Here is an 18,161-nt window from a genome sequence, read left to right as displayed (position 1 = left end):
TCAACGAATTTTTCCGTCGTTTCCCGTGCAGTGTCGCCAAGAGTTCATGCGAGGTTAAGAGGCGTGGAGCCGAATCCGTCCCTTAAAAGCAGAACACCCCGCCGGCCTGAGCCTGCGGGGTGTTGCTGTCAAAACCAAAGGCTGGATCAGCCGTTCACGCGGATGAAAACCGGGCCGGAGCCTACGTTGACGCTGAACAGTGCCGTGGTGGATCCGTTCCATCCACCGTGGACTGCCTGGCCGTTGCCGACGTATACAGCGATGTGGGCCTGTCCGGCCAGACCGCCGTTGGCGTAGTAGGCGAGGTCGCCCGGCTTCGCTTCCGCTGCGCTGACCGTGCGGCCGAGGGAGAGGTAGCCGGCCGGCCAGTCGTGGAAGTTGATGCCAACAGCTGCCAGGGAGTTGGTTACCAGCATGGTGCAGTCCTGGGTGACGCCGAGCTGCGCATAGGCGGCAGCGGCAATTGCAGCACCCAGGCCACTTGCAGCGGCCGGAGCCTTTGCCTCAGGAGCCGCGGTGTTGACGGCCAACGTGGCGTTGCCGGCAGTTGCCGTGCTTTCTACTGCCTTCGTGGTTTCTGCCTTCGCAGGAGCCTTCTTCTCTACGGGGGCCGGAGCCTGCACCGTGGTGACCACGGGGCGCTCGTAGGAGATGGCAACGGTGGAGTCCGCAGCGATGGTGGCCTGGACTACCGACTGGACGTCAAGGGTGGACGTCGCGGTGGACTCACGGTCCACGGTGGTGTCGGCCGCGTTGGCAGCAACACTGCCGGTCAGGACCAGGCCTGAAGCTGCGGCAATAACAGCCGCCTGGCGGCCGACGCCGCCGGCGTTTTCACTGACGGCCTTGGCGATCACGGCAAGCGAGCTGGTCCTGGGGGCCTCAGCGCGATGCCGTGCAACCTTGGATGCACTGGTCATGGTTTTCTCTTTTCGTATCCGCGTGCAGTTGGGGTACACGCGGCTCATTGGCGCGCCAGCACTTGGGGGCATGCTGGCGAACCCCGAACCGGATTGTTTCTAGCGGAGGGTAAAGAAGGAGGATGTGCCAGTGGAGGCAGCCGAGTGCAGGAGCGTGCCCTGTCCCGGGTTCAATGCGCTGATCATCATGCCGTTGCCAACGTAGATGCCTACGTGTGCTCCGCCGTTCTGCATGACCAGGTCACCGGGGACAGGAGTGCTGGTGGGCTTCATGGCCGTCCAGGCGTTGACGCGCGGGATGCTGATGCCGGCCTGGGCGTAGACCCACTGGGTGAAGCCGGAGCAGTCCCATCCGTTGGGCGTGGTGCCGCCCCAAACGTAAGGGTGGCCGATTCCGGTGTAGGCGATCGCGGCGAGGCCGGAAGCGGCGGCGCTGGAAGCAGCATCCTTGGCTTCGGACGACTTCGCAGTCACGGCGCCTGCGGTGGCCTGGTTGCCGTTGGCCGCGGTGCGCTGGGTGGTCTGCGAAGCGCGCTGCACAACCTTGGGAGCTTCCTTGGTGGCCACTACGGGGCTCTCGAAGGAAACGGTGGCGGTGGGCTCTGCGGTGACTACCGCAGTGGTGACCATCTGCTGGGTGCTGGAGGCTTCCGACTTGGAAACGTCGGTGTCCGCTGCCTGGGCCGGCAAACCGACACTGAGGACGAGGCCTGAGGCTGCTGCCAGGACGACGGCCTGGCGGCCAACGGTACCGGCGTTGGATGAAACAGCCTTGGAAAGCGTGTTCAAGGGGTTCGTACGAACCGATTCGGCGCGGTGGCGCGCAGGGGTAGTGCGTGATGACACGAAGGTAGCCTCTCCCAATGCCTGCGAGGTGAGCTGTCGGATTCGGATGGGAGTCATCCGGCCACGCTGCTTCAAGGAAGCTTTGCGACTTAACCCCAAGGCCTTCTTGCGAAGACCAGAAGTGGTTCCCCCGCCCCTGCCAGACGATTTATGCGAACGGACCTCGAGTGGTGGCAGAGCTAGGCAATCCACTCAAGTGCACCGGCCCCCTAAAAAGCCGATGCGCTTTGTACGGTACAACAGTTGAACGCGAATGTCACATTCAGGTCACGGGTGTGTCACGAATGCGAGAGACAACCATCAACTGGACTTAGAGCCAGCCCATGGGGTCAACAACTTCACCGTTGACCTGTACTTCGAAGTGGAGGTGGCAGCCGGTGGAGGCGCCCGTGGTGCCGCTCAGCGCTACAGTGTCGCCGCGGCTGACCGTCTGGCCTACTTTGACGGTGAAGGACGACAAGTGGTTGTACGTGGTCTCAAGGCCGTTGCCGTGGTCCACCACCACGCGGTTGCCTCCGCCGTACTCGTGCCATCCGGCAAAGGTGACCTTGCCACTGGCCGCAGCATGGACGGCCGTGCCGCACTGGGCCACGAAGTCCTGGCCGCGGTGGAAGTCACCGGCACCACCTGTGAGGGGGCTGATGCGGTAGCCGAACGGGGAAGCCGTGGTCAGGGTGTCCAGGGGGCTGGCCATGGTGCCCGTGGACGAGGCACGCTGGATGCTGTCGGCGGACTGCGCACTGAGCAGCTGCTTCAGCTTGCCGTCGGGGTCGGCGGCGGTAGCTACCGCAGCACGGCTGAAGTCGATCTTGGCTGATGCAGCGGCGGAAACCTCGGGCTGGCTGCCCCCGGTGACGGCCAGGGCCGACTCGGTCTGACCGGATTCCGAGGTTGCCATGACCGGGCTGGTGGCCGGCAGACCGACAGTCAGGGCAAGTCCGGTGGCGGCAAGCGCAACTCCGGCCTTTTGCCCTACACCACTGGCTGCGGCGAAATCGGCAACCTGGCGCAACGGGCTCTTACGGCGACGCACCTGGCGTTCGGTGTCGCGTGGCCGGATCTCCGATACGACGCGGGCTGGCCGCAGCTCAGCAGCGGGGCCGGACGCGCGGCGGCGGCCCCTGACGTTCTGCGTTGTCAAACTCTATTCCTCTCTAAAAAGCCTGCGAAGTTAGCTGTCGGATTCGGGTCAGAGAGTTCAAAGACCCGGTCCGCACGAAGCGCTCACGGCACACAGGTATCCCAAGAGGGACTTGCGTAATGGGCACTTCTGCTGCGGACTTCACCCCAAGGCTGCTTCTTTAGACAGCCGCTTGTGGTTCCCCCGCCTCTGCCAGTGGTGGATGGCACACCTGTTCCGCTGGCAGAGCTCGGCTCCGGAACAGGTAACGCTTTGGTATCAGCGCTAGTAGATAACTATAGGCGATTAAGGCTCGCAGTAATAAATTCGTTATCAACAGGAACAGGCGTGGCGCGGCTGCCCCTTATCACTATTCCTGAAAAACTGCAGGTCACACGCGCGCTTGGAGCTCAAAAGTGAGATATGACACCGGGTGAAGGGAAGGGGGCCTCAGCCGACGGAGACGAAGACGTGCGCCGCCACCTCGGGCGGAAGTTCCAGTGCACCCTCAATGCCGGGGACCCGGACGGAAATGTACTCGCCTACACGCTCCAGCGAGACGGCCGCGCCGGGGCGGATACCACCCTCATCCAGCTGGGTAAGGAGTTCAGGCTCAACCTGGATGGGCTCCGCAAGGCGGGTAACTGCCACGCGGGAATCCGGTGCATAGCCGTCCATGGCCTGCAGGAGGTTGACGTCGAGGCGGGGGAACGGCTGGCTGGCAAGGCCACCGAGGGCTTCAAGGCCCGGGATGGGGTTGCCATATGGGGATTCGGTGGGGTGCTCCAGGAGTTCGTACAGCCGGCGCTCCACGCGCTCGCTCATCACGTGTTCCCAGCGGCAGGCTTCGTCATGGACATAGGCCCAGTCCAAGCCAATGACATCAGCCAGGAGACGCTCGGCGAGGCGGTGCTTTCGCATCACCTCGGTGGCGCGTTTCCGCCCCGCTTCGGTCAGTTCCAGGTGACGGTCATTGGAAACAATCACCAAGCCATCGCGCTCCATGCGTCCGATGGTCTGGGAAACAGTGGGTCCGGAGTGCCGCAGCCGCTCGGCGATGCGGGCCCTGAGAGCCACAATGTTCTCTTCTTCAAGCTCCAAAATGGTCCGAAGATACATCTCAGTGGTATCGATCAGATCCGTCATCCAGCTCAGCTCTCCTCGAACGCAGTTCCTTGCGTAATCTCCACCGTACCGCGTCCCTTGCCGGGTGGGCGGTGTAGACCGCCGCCCCATGAACGCCAACCACCAGCCTAGCTTATTTGGAATTACTCTGGATAATCCCGGTCGCATATGGTGGGCCTGCGTTCCACGTGGCGGACTATGACGGCCACAGGTTCCTGCCTCCGCGCCGGGTCAGGCAGAATTGGGGTGTCGAAGGGGCAGCTGATGCCACCTGCCACGACCCATCTCTAGCCGATACCCATTGGAGCCACACGTGAGCGACAACAGCATCACCATTCCCGCCGATCTGCTGCCCAAGGACGGACGCTTCGGCGCAGGACCGTCCAAGGTCCGTCCGGAACAGATCGAGGCCCTGTCTGCCGCGTCGTCCACCATCCTTGGCACGTCCCACCGCCAAGCTCCGGTCAAGAACCTTGTAGGTTCGGTCCGGGAGGGCCTCAGCCAGTTCTTCCGTGCACCCGAAGGATACGAAGTTGTCCTCGGCGTCGGCGGTTCCACGGCATTCTGGGATGTCGCCGCATTCGCCCTGGTAGAGAAGAAAGCACAGCACCTCTCCTTCGGTGAATTCGGTTCCAAATTCGCTGCTGCCACCAACAAGGCGCCGTTCCTTGATGCTTCCTCCATCATCAAGTCCGAAGCCGGCACCCGCCCGGTGGCACAGGCCGAAGCCGGCGTTGACGTCTACGCCTGGCCCCAGAATGAAACGTCAACCGGCGTGGCCGCCCCCGTCAAGCGCGTCGAGGGGGCTGACGAAGGCGCCCTCGTCCTGGTGGACGCCACGTCTGCTGCCGGCGGGCTGGATGTCGACGTCTCAGAGTCTGACGTCTACTACTTCGCACCGCAGAAGAACTTCGCCTCCGATGGTGGTCTCTGGCTGGGCCTCTTCTCCCCCGCCGCACTGGAGCGTGCGGCACGGATCAAGGCGAGCGACCGCTGGATCCCGGACTTCCTGGACCTGCAGACGGCTATCGACAACTCCAAGCTGAACCAGACGTACAACACGCCTTCCCTGTCCACGTTGGTCACCCTGGACGCCCAGGTGCAGTGGCTCAACAGCAACGGTGGCCTGGACTTCGCCAGCAAGCGCACGGCGGACTCCGCCAACCGCATCTACTCCTGGGCCGAGGCCTCGGAGTACGCGACGCCGTTCGTCACCAACGCCGAAGACCGCTCCAACGTCATCGCTACCATCGACTTCGACGACTCCATTGATGCCGCAGCCATCGCCAAGGTCCTGCGCGCCAACGGTGTGGTGGACACCGAGCCGTACCGCAAGCTTGGCCGCAACCAGCTGCGCATCGCGACGTTTGTCGCCATTGAACCGGACGACGTTTCCGCCCTGCTTGCCAGCATCGACTACGTGGTTGGCGAACTGAAGAAGTAGCACCACAGGCTGTCAGCCGGCGTCGTTCGGAATGTTCCGGACGGCGCCGCTGCCGTTTAACACCGCGGCCATCGAGGGCCTGACTAACGAACCGGCCCCGGGCCGCCGTCGTCGTCCTCGTCGGTGACCGGGCGGGCCAGCAACGACTCCACCCGGAAATGGCGCAGGCCACGGGCACGGCGGTCGAAACGCAGCCGCAGCTGCTTTGCCCGGATGATCCAGGCCAAGCCCACGACGGCGGCGCTGACGCCGGCCAACGCTGCAACGCCCACGGCCCACCGCGGCCCGCCAACATTGGCCACCCACCCCACCAGCGGCGCCCCGATGGGAGTGCCACCCATGAAGATGGCCATGTACAAGGACATGACCCGCCCGCGCATGACAGCTTCGGTGGTGGACTGCACGTAGCCGTTGGCGCTGGTGATCAGTGTCAGGGCGAACAGGCCACAGGGAACCAGGGCCAGTCCGAAGAGCATGGCGTTGGGGGCCAGTGCCGCCAACGCGCTGGCGACGCCGAATCCCCCGGCGGCAATGAAGATCAGCCGCAGGCGGGGCCGACCGCGTCGGGCAGCCAGCAGGGCACCCGTCACGGATCCGATGGCCATGACCGAATTCAGCAGTCCAAAAGCGCCGGCGTCCATCCCGAACTGGGTGCCCACCATCGCGGCAATGAAGAGGGGAAAGTTGAGCCCAAAAGTGCCCACAATGAAGACGGCTGCCAGGACCACCTGGATATCGGGTCTGTTGCGGACGTAGCGCAGGCCCTCGCGGATCCGCCCTTTGCCCGCCGCAGCCCGGGGCTGGACCCGGAGCGAGGACGCCGGAATGAGCTTCAGCGCCCAGAGCATGGCAACAAAGGACACAGTGTTGATAAGGAACACCCAGCCGGGCCCCACCACCACCGTCAGCACGCCGGAGACGGCGGGTCCGATCATCCGGGCCACATTGAAGGAGGCACTGTTGAGGGCCACGGCGTTGGGCAGGTATTCGTCGGTAACCAGCTCGGAGACGAAAGTCTGGCGGACGGGAGCGTCCAGGGCCGCCACGATGCCCAGCAGCAACGCGAAGACATAGACGTGCCAAAGTTCAGCTATCCCCAGCAACACCAGGATGCCCAGGCCCGTACTCAGGAGCGCCATGGCTACCAAGGTGATAAGGAGCAGTTTCCGCCGGCTGTAGCGGTCGGCCAACAGCCCGGCCCAGGGGGCAAGGAACAGCTGCGGACCCAGTTGGAGGGCCAAGGTAATACCCATGGCTCCGGCGTCGTGCGCGGTCAGGTGGTCAAAGACCAACCAGTCCTGCGCGGTACGTTGCATCCACGTGCCGATGTTGGAGATCAGGGCACCGAAAAACCAGATGCGGTAGTTGAGGATTCCGAGTGACCTAAAGGTGGACATCAGCGTCCGCCTCTACTTTGGTCACCCCGGGTTTCCGCAATGCTTATTCAGCCCCGGCTTCGTCGTGGTCATCGTCAGGATCGTCGGACTCGGCGGACTCGTCCGCGTCGTCGGCATCCTCAGCGGGCTCAGTCGCCTCGTCTTCGTCCGCCTGCACGGACTCTTCCGTGACGTCCTCCACGGTTTCCTCCACCAACGGCGTCTCGTCCTCGGGACGGACACGCTTGGCCCACGGAACCCACTCGGGCGCCAGGATGGAGTCCTCGGAGGGCAGCAGGCCAAGCTCGCTCACTGTGACGATCTTGGACCGCGAGTTGCGGGTCACCACGGCGTACCACTGCCACCCGCCGTAACCGGCAAGCCTGGATTCAAACAGGTGGGTCACCACACGGTCACCCTCCGACTTGGCACCGAGGTGTGCCCCGACTTCGCCAGGGTTGGCAATGCCTTCCACTGCCTCACGGGCAACCTCGACGGCGGCAGCGAGGAAGGCATCCGGCTTGCCGGTGCGCCACACGGGCAAACCCGCGCGCGGCTTGTCCGCAACCGGCTTCCGCGCGGGGGCTTCCCCGATGCCAGGAGCCCGGGCAGCGTCAGGGCCGGCTGCAGGGTTTGCCTGGGCGCCCCTTCCGGCCTTTGTTTCCTGTGCGGATTCCGATGTCATGGCCGGTCCTAGGCTTCCAGCTCGTCGGCAACCTTGCGCAGCGCCAGGCTGATGGCCTTGGCCTTGTTGCCGTCCGGGTATTTGCCGGAGGACAACGAACCGGAAAGGTTGTCCAGAACCGTCACAAGGTCCTGCACCATAGGGGCGAGGTCCTTGGCGTTCATCCGCTTGGCCTTGGCAAGGGACGGCGTCTTTTCCAGGACGCGCAACCCCAGTGCCTGTGCTCCGCGGCGGCCATCGGCCACGCCGAACTCCACTCGGGTTCCAGCCTTAAGCTCCGTTACGCCCGCAGGCAGGGACGTCTTGGGCAGGAAAACTTCCTGGCCGTCCTCAGCCGCGAGGAATCCGAAGCCTTTTTCCTTGTCATACCACTTGACCTTGCCGGTAGGCACGTAATCAACCTTCTTCGTTTCTTGCTGCGGGAGACACGTCGGGCCAGACACCGCATCCGCAGGGTTCTGCGGGATCGAGGGTGACAGCCCGGTCCGTGTTGGTCTGTTCCTTCAAGGTTATCCTGCCCGGCCCGCTATTCCCGCCTTGCCGCGGTCACGCCGCGATCACAGAGGGCAGGAGCTGCACCCAAAGGGCGGCAATGACGCAGCAATACCTCCCGTTCCGGCGCTGCTGCTAGCGTTGGGGACATGACTTCCCCGGGTTACCGCCGCCCCCTCATGATCATCGCCGCCGTGATCGCTGTGGCCTCCTTGGCCGCCGTCGGTGCCGTCATGGCAATCGCTTACAACAGCGGAACGGCCCCGGTATGGATTACGTCGACTGCCCTTTACGGCTTGCCCGCAGCATTCATGCTGGCAGTGGTCCTGGTATTGGACGCTGTCCGCCAGCGCCGCCGGCAATAACCATCTGAGCTGCCGGCAGGCACCAGCGGCCCAGGGGCGGTAACGTTGGATTGATGTCCCTCATTCGCGCGCTCAGCAAGGAACTGGAAGCGCGCAGCGACGATTCGCTGCGGGCCTTGTTTGCTGCGCGACCGGACTTGATCTCCCCCATGGCGCCGGACTTCGCAGCCCTGGCAGCAAGGGCAAGCGCCCGCGTCAGTGTACAACGGGCCCTGGAACGGCTGAACAAGCCCGAAATGCAGGTCCTGGAGACACTGCATCTGTGTACCAACGCCGATACAGGCCACAGCATTTCAGCAGCCGGCCTGAAGAAGGTCATTGCCGGCTCCACTCTTTCGGCGCTGGACCCGATCCTTGCCAAGCTGCAGGAGCTGGCCCTCATCCACCGTGCCGATCCACCCGCCGGATCACCGGCCACCTCCTCCCGGCAGCGTTTCTACCTTCCTGTGGGCAGCCTGAAGGATGTCATCGGCATCTACCCGGCAGGCCTGGGCAGGAGTTACACGGAACTGGTTCGGCTGCAGCCGGCCTTTGCCCAGCGGGTAGTGCAGTTGGTAGCCGAACTCCATCAAAGCGGCGCCGGCATCCACCCCGCCAGCACTCCCATGGATGCCGCGCTCGCCCTGCAGCGCTGGACGTCCACACCGGAGAACCTGCGCGCCATCCTGGCCACCGCGCCGGACCGGACCGTCGGCCTGCTGGATAAATTCGGCAGTTGGGCCATGGGCGCAGTACCCCAGGCACAGCGGCGGGCGTCGGTCACCCACGAAAGCCACGACGTCGGGCCCATCGACTGGCTGTTGGCGCGTGGATTGCTGGTCCCCTTGGACGCCGGCCACGTGGAACTGCCCCACAGTGTGGGCCTTGCGCTTCGCGGCGGCGCCATTGTGGATGACTTCACACTCTCGCCACCGGTTCCCGAGTTGGGCCACACCAGCGCTGCCCTGCGCCGCAACGCTGCCATGGGAGCCATCGCGGAGATCCTGCGGCTGACCGGCGAGCTGCTGTTCGCTGTGCGGGAACAACCCCTGGCCACCCTCCGGAGCGGTGGTGTAGGTGTGCGCGAACTGCGGCGCCTTGCCGAGTCCATCCGCATGGGCGTCCATGAAACCGCCGTCCTCTTGGAGTTGTGCGCCATGGCCGGGCTGCTCCGCCTGGACGTGGACAGCTCCACGTGGGTGCAGCCGCCGTCGCTGGAGTGGCTCAACCTCCCCCGGCAGGAACAGTGGCTTTGGCTGGTCAATGCCTGGCTGGCCAGCGAGCGTGCACCTTCTCTGGTGGGCCAGCCCCTTACCGGTCCCGCGTCGTCGGCCTCCCATCAGGGCGCCGCCGGGACCACCATCAATGCCTTGTCCGCGGAAGCGCAGCGGCCTGATGCCCCGGTGGTCCGACGACGCGTCCTCGAGATCCTGCACGAACTCACGGCCGAAGCCGCCGCTCCGGATGGGAAAGCGCCCGTCCTGGACGCCAGGGCTGTCCTGCAGCGGGCTGAATGGTCGCAGCCGCGGATGTCCCGGCGGTTCAGTTCGCTGGTCCGCGGCATTCTTGAGGAAGCCACGCTCCTGGGCCTGATGGGCTCCGGGGCGTTGACGCAGTTGGGTGCGGCCATTGCCGAGGGCCAACCCGAACAGGCCATGACCATCCTCGGCGAGCATTTGCCCGCCGCAGTAAACCACATCCTCCTGCAGGCCGACCTCACCGCCGTGGCCCCCGGCTACCTGGCTCCGGAACTGAGTGAGACACTGCTGTTGATGGCAGACGCCGAGGGCCAGGGTCCAGCGTCCATCTACCGTTTCTCTGCTGCCACCATCCGCAGGGCGCTCGACGCCGGACAGGATGCGGAATCGCTGTTGGCATTCCTTCGGGAGCACTCGGCCACGGACGTGCCGCAGCCCTTGGCGTACCTTGTCCAGGACACGGCGTCCCGGCATGGCCGCTTGCGGATCGGCACCAGTGCCAGCTTCATCCAAAGCGATGACGAAACTGCCATCACCGATTTGCTGCGCGAGGCCCGTACATCGGCATTGAGCCTGGTGCGCATTGCACCGACTGTCCTGACATCCTCAGCCAGCCCCCGGGAAACCGCACGCGTGCTGCGCGAGCTGGGACTTTCCCCGGCCGTGCAAGAGGCCGAGCCCGCCGTCGTGCGTTTCAAACGGACAACAGCGGTGCCGGGCAGTGCCCGCCCTGTCTACACCGCGCCGCGGACGGCTCCCCCGGACGACGACGTTGATGCACAGTTGTCGGTCCTTCGGCAGCACCGCGGAGTGCGGTCCGAAGCGGCGGGCGAAGCGTCCACGCAGCTTGGCCTGGAGACCCTGCAAACGGCCATCCGGCTCAAACAGGCCGTCACCATGAATGTGGTGGACAGCCTGGGGAATGCCAACACTGAAACCGTTGTTCCTGTATCAGTCTCCGGTGGACGTGTCAGGGTGTTCGACCCCGCGAAGGACACCGAACGGGTATTGTCCATCCACCGGATCATCGATGTGGAACCCGCAGGCGAACTGCGTTCATGAAAACCGCGCCGTGATGCTGCGCAAGTGAGGATTCAACAGTGACCGACGGTCCGCTGATCGTACAAAGTGACAAGACCATCCTGCTGGAAGTGGACCACGAGCTCGCTACCGAGGCCCGGCACGCGATCGCGGCCTTTGCAGAGTTGGAACGCGCCCCCGAGCACATGCACAGCTACCGGCTGACACCATTGGGCCTCTGGAACGCGCGGGCCGCGGGGCTGGACGCCGAGCAGGTGCTGGACACCTTGCTGAAGTACTCCCGCTTCCCCGTGCCACACGCCCTGCTGATCGACATCGCAGAGACCATGTCCCGCTACGGGCGCCTGCGCCTGGAGAAAGATGCCCAGCACGGGCTGGTGATGCGCACCGACGACTACCCCGTGCTTGAGGAAGTCATCCGTGCCAAGAAGATCGCTCCCCTGCTGGGGCCCAGAATCGATGGCGAAACCGTGGTGGTGCACTCCTCGCAGCGGGGCCAATTGAAGCAGCTGCTGCTCAAACTCGGCTGGCCGGCCGAGGACCTGGCCGGGTACGTGGATGGGCAGCCCCACCTGATCATGCTGGACGAGAGTGGCTGGCAGCTGCGCCCGTACCAAAAGCTGGCTACGGAGAACTTCTGGGCCGGCGGCAGCGGCGTCGTCGTACTCCCCTGTGGTGCCGGTAAGACGCTGGTGGGTGCGGCCGCAATGGCGACGTCCTCCACCACCACACTGATCCTGGTCACCAACACCGTCTCTGCCCGCCAGTGGAAGGATGAGCTGCTCAAGCGGACCTCCCTGACCGAAGACGAGATCGGCGAATATTCCGGAGCCGTCAAGGAAGTCCGCCCTGTCACCATCGCCACCTACCAGGTCCTCACCACCAAGCGCGGCGGGCTGTATCCGCACCTGGAGCTCGTGGACGGGCACGACTGGGGACTCATCATTTACGACGAAGTCCACCTTCTGCCCGCCCCGATCTTCCGCATGACCGCCGACCTCCAGGCCCGGCGCCGCCTTGGCCTCACGGCCACCTTGGTTCGGGAAGACGGCCGTGAGGGTGAGGTCTTCAGCCTCATTGGGCCCAAGCGGTATGACGCACCGTGGAAGGACATCGAAGCGCAGGGCTACATCGCACCTGCAGACTGCGTGGAAGTCCGCGTGGATCTGCCCCGCGACGAACGGGTGGCCTACGCCATGGCCGACGACGCGGACAAGTACAGGCTCTGCGCAACCTCGGAAACCAAGACCAAGTTGGTGGAAGACCTCGTAGCGGTCCACAAAGGCGAACAGCTGCTGGTGATCGGCCAGTACATCGACCAGTTGGATGAGATCGCCGAGCGCTTGGACGCTCCCCTGATCAAGGGCGAAACCACCATCAAAGCACGGCAGAAACTTTTTGACGCCTTCCGCAAGGGTGAGATCCACACGTTGGTGGTGTCCAAGGTGGCCAACTTCTCCATCGACCTTCCGGAAGCGTCAGTGGCCATCCAGGTGTCGGGCTCGTTCGGCTCACGCCAGGAAGAGGCACAGCGGCTGGGCCGGCTCCTGCGTCCCAAGCAGGACGGCCGCGCTGCCCGCTTCTATTCGTTGGTGGCCCGTGACACCCTGGACCAGGATTTCGCTGCCAAACGGCAGCGTTTTCTGGCCGAACAGGGCTACGCCTACCGGATCATGGATGCCAATGATGTGGGCAAGGATGTGGGGCAGGAACAGTAAAAGCGCTGGCGTGAAGCGGCAAACCCTTGCTATTCATCTCCAGCAACTTTACGATTCCAAGTGAAGCTCTCCGCCCTTAATGGTTGCCCCCGGTCCAGGCATCCAGGCGGCCAGCCGTCGGCGGTGGGGGAAGCCCGCAGCCAGGGAGCCGGCGGTTCGAAGGCCTAGAAGAATCTGAGAAATTCCACCAGAGGATTCCCCATGCGCAAAGCCCTCTTGGTCCTCTCCGCGATCGTCCTGCTGTCAGCACTCGCACAGCTGTTCTTCGCCGGATACTTCCATTTCCAGAACACCATCGAAGCCCAGCGTGAAGCGGGCGTCTACCACGCGGTGAACGGTCAGTACGTACTCCGCTATTCAGCACTGCTGGCCGCCATCGTCGCTGCCATTGCCCGGATGGGATCCCGGACGATCTGGTTGGCTGCAGGCATTTTCCTGCTGACGTGGCTCCAGTTGTTCATTTTCATCATCGGCGGCATGCTGACCGGTTCTTCGCCGGAATTCATCACCCCGGCGGGCTCGTGGGTGGTCTCAATCCACCCCATCGTCGGCGTGATGATGATCTTCATGTCGTATTGGCTGTTCAACCGCGCCCGAGCGGCAGCCCTCAACCCACAACCGCTGCCTCCCAAAGCTGCATCCCCGGATGCTTCAACGTCGCCCACCACAGCCTGACCAGCGGCAGCTGTGACCACCTCACAGCTGCTGGCGGTTGACTTGGTGTTGTCCGTCCTCTCGGCCGGCGCCTGGATCACCGCTGTTTGGTTGACTGTTTGGTTGACTGCTTCCTCAACCAGGTCCACCACCAACCGCGATATGGCCACGTCACGGGCAGCCGGCTTGGGCGTGCTGGTGGTGGTTGCCGCCGTCGCACTGACAGTGGCGCGTTATGCCTTACTTCCTGCTTTGGTGGCCGGGAGTTGGTGGTTTGCCAGCGAACGCACAACCATCAACCTGCCTCTGACCGCCATCCCCGCGGCTTGGGCCGCGCTGGCCGGTGTTCCGTACTTGCTGAGGAGGCGGAACACCGGCTCCTCACTTGATGGGACAAAACCGCCCCGCCCGGGCCGGGGAAAAACGGCCTGGTCCCGGGAGTGGACGGTCCTGGCCATGGTGGCAGCAGCGGCATCGGCTGTGGCTTCCCTCGCCCTGACGTTCATCCTCGGCCCCTTCCCGGCACCGTGGAGCCTCGCGGTGCTGCTGTCGCTGATGGCTTTGACGGTGCTGCTGGCCAAGCTCGCGCTGTTCACACCCCACCGCCCCAGCCCCCGCCGCCTCAACCGGTCAAAAAGGGGAGTTGAGGGCGGCATTGCGCCAGGACCTGAGGATCGAACCAGCGGCCCTCCCCCATGGGGCAGGCGTCCGACGGCGGCTGCCGCGGTAGCCGGGCTCATGGCGTGTACCGCTCTTGGCTCCGGAGTCTTTGCTTGGCTGGGGAGCCGGTCAGCGGACGGTGCGGTGATCGCGGCCGCCGTTGGGCATCATGAGGGTGGCAACGCCACCCTTGCGGATCCGACGCCCGTGACCAGCCTTCTGGGCGAGTCCCCTGCCAATCCCGTGCTGCGGCGCTATGAACTCACGGCCCGGGTGGAGCAGGTGACGCTGCCGTCCGGCCAGCGCACGGAAGCCTGGACGTTCGGCAGCCTTCCGGGCCCCGCATTGGAAGCCACGTTGGGCGAGGTGATGGAGGTGGAGCTCAAAAATCGTGATGTGGCTGCCGGTGTCACCCTGCACTGGCACGGGTACGACGTCCCCAATGCCATGGACGGAGTAGCCGGTGCAACCCAGGATGCGGTGATGCCCGGGCAGTCCATGACCTATCGCTTTACGGCCGCCCAAGCCGGCACCTACTGGTATCACACCCACCAGGACTCAGCCGAGGGGGTCCGCAAGGGCCTCTACGGCGCCTTCGTCGTGCACGATCCCACAGTGTCCCGCGCAGAAATGGACATCGTGGTGGCCGGTCACGACCTCAGCGGTCTGGGGTTGCTGGGCTCCTCAGACCGCAAGAGCATGTACTCGGCCGCGCCGGGATCGAGCGTCAGGATGCGGCTCATCAACACCGATTCCCTGCCGCAGCGCTACCTCGTGGAGGGGACGTCCTTCAGGGCGGTGGCGGTGGACGGGACCGAGGTGAACCAACCTGGCGAGGTGTCCGGCAAGCTGGTGCGCCTGGGGGCGGGTGGCAGGGTGGACATCGCCTTCACCATGACGGACCGGCCCGTGGCTCTTCGCTCCGACTCCGCGTCCAGCGCTGTTGTTGTGATAGCTCCATCGGGTGTCCCGGGGTCGGGCGCGGCTGAGATGAGCGTTCCTGGGAAAGCCCCGACGGGTGTCTTCAACACCACCCCTGTGCTCGACCTGCTGGAATATGGCAAACCATTGGTTGGCAAGAAGGCTGGTTCAGATGGCGTGGCCATCACCCGGGAAGAGGTGGTTGTGCTGGATCGGCAGTTCCGCTTTGTCAACGGCATCCCGCGCTACGCCTTTACGGTCAACGGGGCGGCGTACCCGCTGGTTCCGTCCATCGATGTGGCTCTGGGTGACACCGTGAAAGTGACGGTGGTGAACCGCACCGCGGACCCCCACCCGATGCATCCCCACGGCCACCATGTCCAAGTGCTCAGCAGGAACGGTGTAGTACCGACGGGGTCGCCACTTGTCCTGGACACCGTCGATGTGCTGCCAGGCGAAGTGTGGGAGCTGCTGCTGCACGCCGATAACCCCGGGATCTGGATGGACCACTGCCACAACCTGGATCATGCAGCTGAAGGAATGATGATGCTGCTGAAGTACCAAGGCGTGTCATCGCCGTTTGTCCATGGCGGCCATTCGGGCAACCGGCCTGAATAATGCGGGCGTGCCGCGCCTAAGCAACCATCCGGCGGGTGTGCTGGACGGTGACGCGGTCCACGACTGCCCAGCAATTCTCGTCACGAAGCTGGGCACTGGCGAAGCGCTCGGCGGCTGTGAGGTCGTGGAAGTCCTCACGCCTGACCCTGCCCGTCTCGCTGTCGAGGTAGGTCACGTGGAACTCGATGTCCGCCGTGTCCTGATGCTGGTGGATGCTGACTGGAGCTGCTGTGTTTGCCATGTTTTAAGTGTGGAACGGGGCACTGACATTTTTGGAAGCATCCTTGGGCGTGTTCGGATTTCGCCTCGTTCAGGCGGCGCTGAGGTACCGCGCGGATACTTCACGCACCGTATCGCTGAGAACGTCCAATACCCTGGAAGCCGTCTTCCAGCGCTGCCAATAGAGTGGGACATCAAAAGGTCTCTCCGGGGCAAGTTCAATGAGGCGGCCGTCGGCAATATCGGGGCCGCATTGGACCTCCGGGATCAGACCCCAACCCAGGCCAAGCCGGATCGCGTCACCGAAATCGTGGGAGGCCGGAACATAGTGGCGGGGCCCGCGCCCTTCCGTAACTGGTTTTCCGGCTGCCCCCGGCCACGACTGCACAAAGGCCCACTGGTAGGTGTCCTTACGGTCGAAATCCACCGTAGGGGCTGCATTGAGGGCTTCTCCGTCCAGTCCTCGGGGGAAATCAGGGAACCACCGGTCCACGTAGTCCGGCGCTGCGACGGCGCGGTAGCGCATGATACCCAGGCTTTCCACACGGCACCCCTGCACGGGCTCGGGGGTCGCCGTCACCGCAGCCATGACTGTACCCGAGCGCAGGAGGGACGTTGAATGCTGTTCATCATCCCGGTGGAGATCGAACGTGACGTTGAGATCGTCGGGGACGCCGGCCAGCGCCTGCAGGAACCACACCGCCAGCGAGTCCGCGTTGACCACAATGGGCACGGCGAGCTGCGCCCCGTCCGCACCCAGCCCGAGTTCCCTTCCTGCATCCGCTTCGAGCTGCGCCACCTGTCGGGCCAAGCGGAGAACCACCTCGCCCGCTTCGGTGGCTTTGGCCGGGTTGCTCCGCTGCAGCAGGACACGACCCGCAGATTGCTCCAAGGCCTTCAATCTCTGGGACACCGCTGAGGGCGTGATGTGCAGGAGTCGCGCTGCTGCATCGAGCGTCCCTTCGGAAAGGACGGTGGCAAAGGTCAGCAACTGTTCGGAAGGAAACTGGGGCATAAGGGAATCTTACGTGGCATCAGAATCATTAGCTGGTCTAAACATGGGCCGAACCGTAGTTTCGAAGAGTGACCTTTATCGACTTCTTCCACTCCGCAGGCCTCGGCCTGGCCACCGGCCTTGCCCTTATTGTCGCCATCGGCGCGCAGAATGCGTTCGTGCTGCGACAAGGTATCCGCGGCGAGCACATCGTCCCCATCGTGGCCGTCTGCGCATTGTCCGACGCCATACTGATCGCTGCCGGCGTCCTTGGCACCGGTGCCCTTATTACGGCAGCCCCTGCCGCCGTCGTCGTCCTCCGCTATGTGGGTGCCGCATTCCTGGTGACGTATGGCCTGATGGCCGCCAAGCGCGCATTGCGTCCGCAATCGCTGACTGCAAGCGAGGGATCAGCCCACGACGGCGGCGCGAAACGCGGCCTCGCGGCAGCCGTCACCACCGTCCTGGCGCTGACCTGGCTCAACCCGCACGTCTACCTGGACATCGCCCTGTTGGGTTCAATAGCCAGCGCGCAGGGCACGCCCCAGCAATGGTGGTTTGGGGCCGGTGCCATGCTGGGCAGCATCCTCTGGTTCTGCTCCCTGGGTTTCGGTGCCCGCTTTCTCCGCGGCTTCTTTGCAAAGCCCCTGTCGTGGCGGTTCCTGGACGGCGGCATCGCCGTGACCATGGTGGCGTTGGGGGCGGGCTTGGCACTGGGGGCGTAACCAGCCACGCAGTCCGCTCACATGCAGCGTCCAGATAACTCCCAGTTTCTGGGAGCATCATGGATGTCATGAAAAAGAACGGCCCCGAAGCCAAGCTCCTTGTCGTCGATGACGAACCCAACATCCGCGAGCTGCTCTCCACGTCCCTGCGTTTTGCAGGTTTCGAGGTCGTTGCCGCGTCCAATGGCCGAGAAGCCCTCGCCGCGGCCGACCTCCACGCACCGGACCTCGCCGTCCTGGACGTCATGCTCCCTGACATGGATGGCTTCACGGTAACGCGTCGCCTCCGCGCCGCAGGCAAGCACTTCCCCGTCCTGTTCCTCACCGCGAAGGACGACACCGAGGACAAAGTCACAGGCCTGACCGTCGGCGGCGATGACTATGTCACCAAACCCTTCAGCCTCGACGAAGTAGTGGCGCGAATCCGGGCAGTCCTCCGCCGCACCCAACCGCTGGAAGATGACGACGCCGTAATCCGCGTCGACGATCTTGAACTCGACGACGACGCCCACGAGGTCCGCCGCGGCGGCACCGTGATCGAGTTGTCCCCCACCGAGTTCAAGCTCCTGCGCTACCTCATGCTGAACCCCAACCGTGTGCTTTCCAAGGCCCAGATCCTGGACCACGTCTGGGAATACGACTTCAACGGTGACGCGTCGATCGTTGAGTCCTATATTTCCTACCTGCGCCGCAAAGTGGACATCGATCCCGATGCCGCCGCCCTGATCCAGACCAAGCGCGGCGTGGGCTACGTGCTGCGAACGGCAGAGAAGCGCTGACC

At 64.3% G+C, this 18,161-nt stretch carries 17 protein-coding genes and 2 riboswitches; of the genes, 8 read left to right on the top strand and 9 right to left on the bottom strand.

The window, feature by feature from the left end:
- Positions 1-146: 146 nt before the first annotated feature.
- From AYX22_RS05735 to AYX22_RS05720, 4 genes are all read right to left on the bottom strand, one after another.
- Entirely contained in the window at positions 147-920 is a 774-nt protein-coding gene (locus tag AYX22_RS05735; RefSeq protein ID WP_207596581.1) for an NlpC/P60 family protein, read from the bottom strand.
- A 99-nt stretch (positions 921-1,019) separates the two neighbouring features.
- On the bottom strand, positions 1,020-1,766 hold the full coding sequence (locus AYX22_RS05730; RefSeq protein WP_242703539.1) for a C40 family peptidase: 747 nt from the start codon (positions 1,764-1,766) through the stop codon (positions 1,020-1,022).
- A gap of 4 nt (positions 1,767-1,770) precedes the next feature.
- Positions 1,771-1,952, bottom strand: a riboswitch (cyclic di-AMP (ydaO/yuaA leader).
- Positions 1,953-2,076: 124 nt separating this feature from the next.
- Complete coding sequence (locus AYX22_RS05725; RefSeq protein WP_207596579.1) at positions 2,077-2,907, bottom strand: M23 family metallopeptidase; 831 nt, start codon at positions 2,905-2,907, stop codon at positions 2,077-2,079.
- A 4-nt stretch (positions 2,908-2,911) separates the two neighbouring features.
- Positions 2,912-3,152: riboswitch (cyclic di-AMP (ydaO/yuaA leader) on the bottom strand.
- 184 nt (positions 3,153-3,336) lie between these two features.
- A complete protein-coding gene (locus tag AYX22_RS05720) occupies positions 3,337-4,032 on the bottom strand; it encodes a metal-dependent transcriptional regulator (RefSeq protein ID WP_207596578.1) in 696 nt (231 codons plus the stop codon).
- A 292-nt stretch (positions 4,033-4,324) separates the two neighbouring features.
- Here AYX22_RS05720 and serC point away from each other — a divergent pair, with 292 nt between their 5' ends.
- On the top strand, positions 4,325-5,455 hold the full coding sequence (gene serC / locus AYX22_RS05715; RefSeq protein WP_207596577.1) for a phosphoserine transaminase: 1,131 nt from the start codon (positions 4,325-4,327) through the stop codon (positions 5,453-5,455).
- A gap of 83 nt (positions 5,456-5,538) precedes the next feature.
- Here the strand turns inward: serC and AYX22_RS05710 are convergent, their stop codons facing one another.
- The 3 genes from AYX22_RS05710 to AYX22_RS05700 are packed head-to-tail and all read right to left on the bottom strand — an operon-like array spanning position 5,539 to position 7,908.
- A complete protein-coding gene (locus AYX22_RS05710) occupies positions 5,539-6,852 on the bottom strand; it encodes an MFS transporter (RefSeq protein ID WP_207596576.1) in 1,314 nt (437 codons plus the stop codon).
- A 43-nt stretch (positions 6,853-6,895) separates the two neighbouring features.
- Entirely contained in the window at positions 6,896-7,516 is a 621-nt protein-coding gene (locus tag AYX22_RS05705; protein ID WP_207596575.1) for a DUF3027 domain-containing protein, read from the bottom strand.
- An 8-nt stretch (positions 7,517-7,524) separates the two neighbouring features.
- Positions 7,525-7,908: a cold shock domain-containing protein gene (locus tag AYX22_RS05700; protein ID WP_089593906.1), complete on the bottom strand. Its 384-nt coding sequence runs from the start codon at positions 7,906-7,908 to the stop codon at positions 7,525-7,527.
- A gap of 249 nt (positions 7,909-8,157) precedes the next feature.
- On the opposite strand from AYX22_RS05700, the gene AYX22_RS05695 reads away from it, so the two are divergent.
- From AYX22_RS05695 to AYX22_RS05675, 5 genes are all read left to right on the top strand, one after another.
- The gene (locus AYX22_RS05695) at positions 8,158-8,373 is read left to right on the top strand and encodes a hypothetical protein (RefSeq protein WP_207596574.1); all 216 of its coding nucleotides are present in this window, start codon (positions 8,158-8,160) and stop codon (positions 8,371-8,373) included.
- A gap of 53 nt (positions 8,374-8,426) precedes the next feature.
- Positions 8,427-10,892 carry a helicase-associated domain-containing protein gene (locus AYX22_RS05690; RefSeq protein WP_207596573.1) on the top strand — a complete coding sequence of 822 codons (2,466 nt, stop codon included), beginning with the start codon at positions 8,427-8,429 and terminating at the stop codon, positions 10,890-10,892.
- A 38-nt stretch (positions 10,893-10,930) separates the two neighbouring features.
- Positions 10,931-12,589, top strand: coding sequence for a DNA repair helicase XPB (locus tag AYX22_RS05685; protein ID WP_207596572.1), 1,659 nt, complete (start codon positions 10,931-10,933; stop codon positions 12,587-12,589).
- 201 nt (positions 12,590-12,790) lie between these two features.
- Positions 12,791-13,264: a hypothetical protein gene (locus AYX22_RS05680; RefSeq protein WP_207596571.1), complete on the top strand. Its 474-nt coding sequence runs from the start codon at positions 12,791-12,793 to the stop codon at positions 13,262-13,264.
- 12 nt (positions 13,265-13,276) lie between these two features.
- Positions 13,277-15,442 (top strand): multicopper oxidase family protein, encoded by a 2,166-nt coding sequence (locus tag AYX22_RS05675; protein ID WP_207596570.1) that lies wholly within the window; start codon positions 13,277-13,279, stop codon positions 15,440-15,442.
- Positions 15,443-15,458: 16 nt separating this feature from the next.
- Here the strand turns inward: AYX22_RS05675 and AYX22_RS05670 are convergent, their stop codons facing one another.
- Both AYX22_RS05670 and AYX22_RS05665 read right to left on the bottom strand, forming a co-directional pair.
- Positions 15,459-15,683, bottom strand: a complete 225-nt coding sequence (locus AYX22_RS05670; protein WP_207596569.1) for a hypothetical protein — start codon at positions 15,681-15,683, stop codon at positions 15,459-15,461.
- A gap of 69 nt (positions 15,684-15,752) precedes the next feature.
- Entirely contained in the window at positions 15,753-16,676 is a 924-nt protein-coding gene (locus AYX22_RS05665) for a LysR family transcriptional regulator ArgP (RefSeq protein WP_207596568.1), read from the bottom strand.
- A 68-nt stretch (positions 16,677-16,744) separates the two neighbouring features.
- Between AYX22_RS05665 and AYX22_RS05660 the strand changes: the two genes are divergently transcribed.
- Together AYX22_RS05660 and AYX22_RS05655 are read left to right on the top strand one after the other, a co-directional pair.
- Positions 16,745-17,380 (top strand): LysE/ArgO family amino acid transporter, encoded by a 636-nt coding sequence (locus AYX22_RS05660; protein WP_207596567.1) that lies wholly within the window; start codon positions 16,745-16,747, stop codon positions 17,378-17,380.
- 68 nt (positions 17,381-17,448) lie between these two features.
- Positions 17,449-18,159, top strand: a complete 711-nt coding sequence (locus AYX22_RS05655; protein ID WP_026543233.1) for a response regulator transcription factor — start codon at positions 17,449-17,451, stop codon at positions 18,157-18,159.
- Positions 18,160-18,161: the final 2 nt, after the last annotated feature.

Source organism: Arthrobacter sp. D5-1 (genome assembly GCF_017357425.1).
Classification (GTDB): domain Bacteria; phylum Actinomycetota; class Actinomycetes; order Actinomycetales; family Micrococcaceae; genus Arthrobacter.
The sequence above is the reverse complement of the archived record's forward strand: the minus strand, read 5'-3'. Positions and strand labels throughout refer to the sequence as shown.

Coding starts and splice junctions, on each gene's coding strand:
- AYX22_RS05735 (WP_207596581.1), bottom strand. CDS start 920: ATGACCAGTGCATCCAAGGTTGCACGGCATCGCGCTGAGGCCCCCAGG.
- AYX22_RS05720 (WP_207596578.1), bottom strand. CDS start 4,032: ATGACGGATCTGATCGATACCACTGAGATGTATCTTCGGACCATTTTG.
- AYX22_RS05710 (WP_207596576.1), bottom strand. CDS start 6,852: ATGTCCACCTTTAGGTCACTCGGAATCCTCAACTACCGCATCTGGTTT.
- AYX22_RS05705 (WP_207596575.1), bottom strand. CDS start 7,516: ATGACATCGGAATCCGCACAGGAAACAAAGGCCGGAAGGGGCGCCCAG.
- AYX22_RS05695 (WP_207596574.1), top strand. CDS start 8,158: ATGACTTCCCCGGGTTACCGCCGCCCCCTCATGATCATCGCCGCCGTG.
- AYX22_RS05690 (WP_207596573.1), top strand. CDS start 8,427: ATGTCCCTCATTCGCGCGCTCAGCAAGGAACTGGAAGCGCGCAGCGAC.
- AYX22_RS05680 (WP_207596571.1), top strand. CDS start 12,791: ATGCGCAAAGCCCTCTTGGTCCTCTCCGCGATCGTCCTGCTGTCAGCA.
- AYX22_RS05670 (WP_207596569.1), bottom strand. CDS start 15,683: ATGGCAAACACAGCAGCTCCAGTCAGCATCCACCAGCATCAGGACACG.
- AYX22_RS05665 (WP_207596568.1), bottom strand. CDS start 16,676: ATGCCCCAGTTTCCTTCCGAACAGTTGCTGACCTTTGCCACCGTCCTT.
- AYX22_RS05655 (WP_026543233.1), top strand. CDS start 17,449: ATGAAAAAGAACGGCCCCGAAGCCAAGCTCCTTGTCGTCGATGACGAA.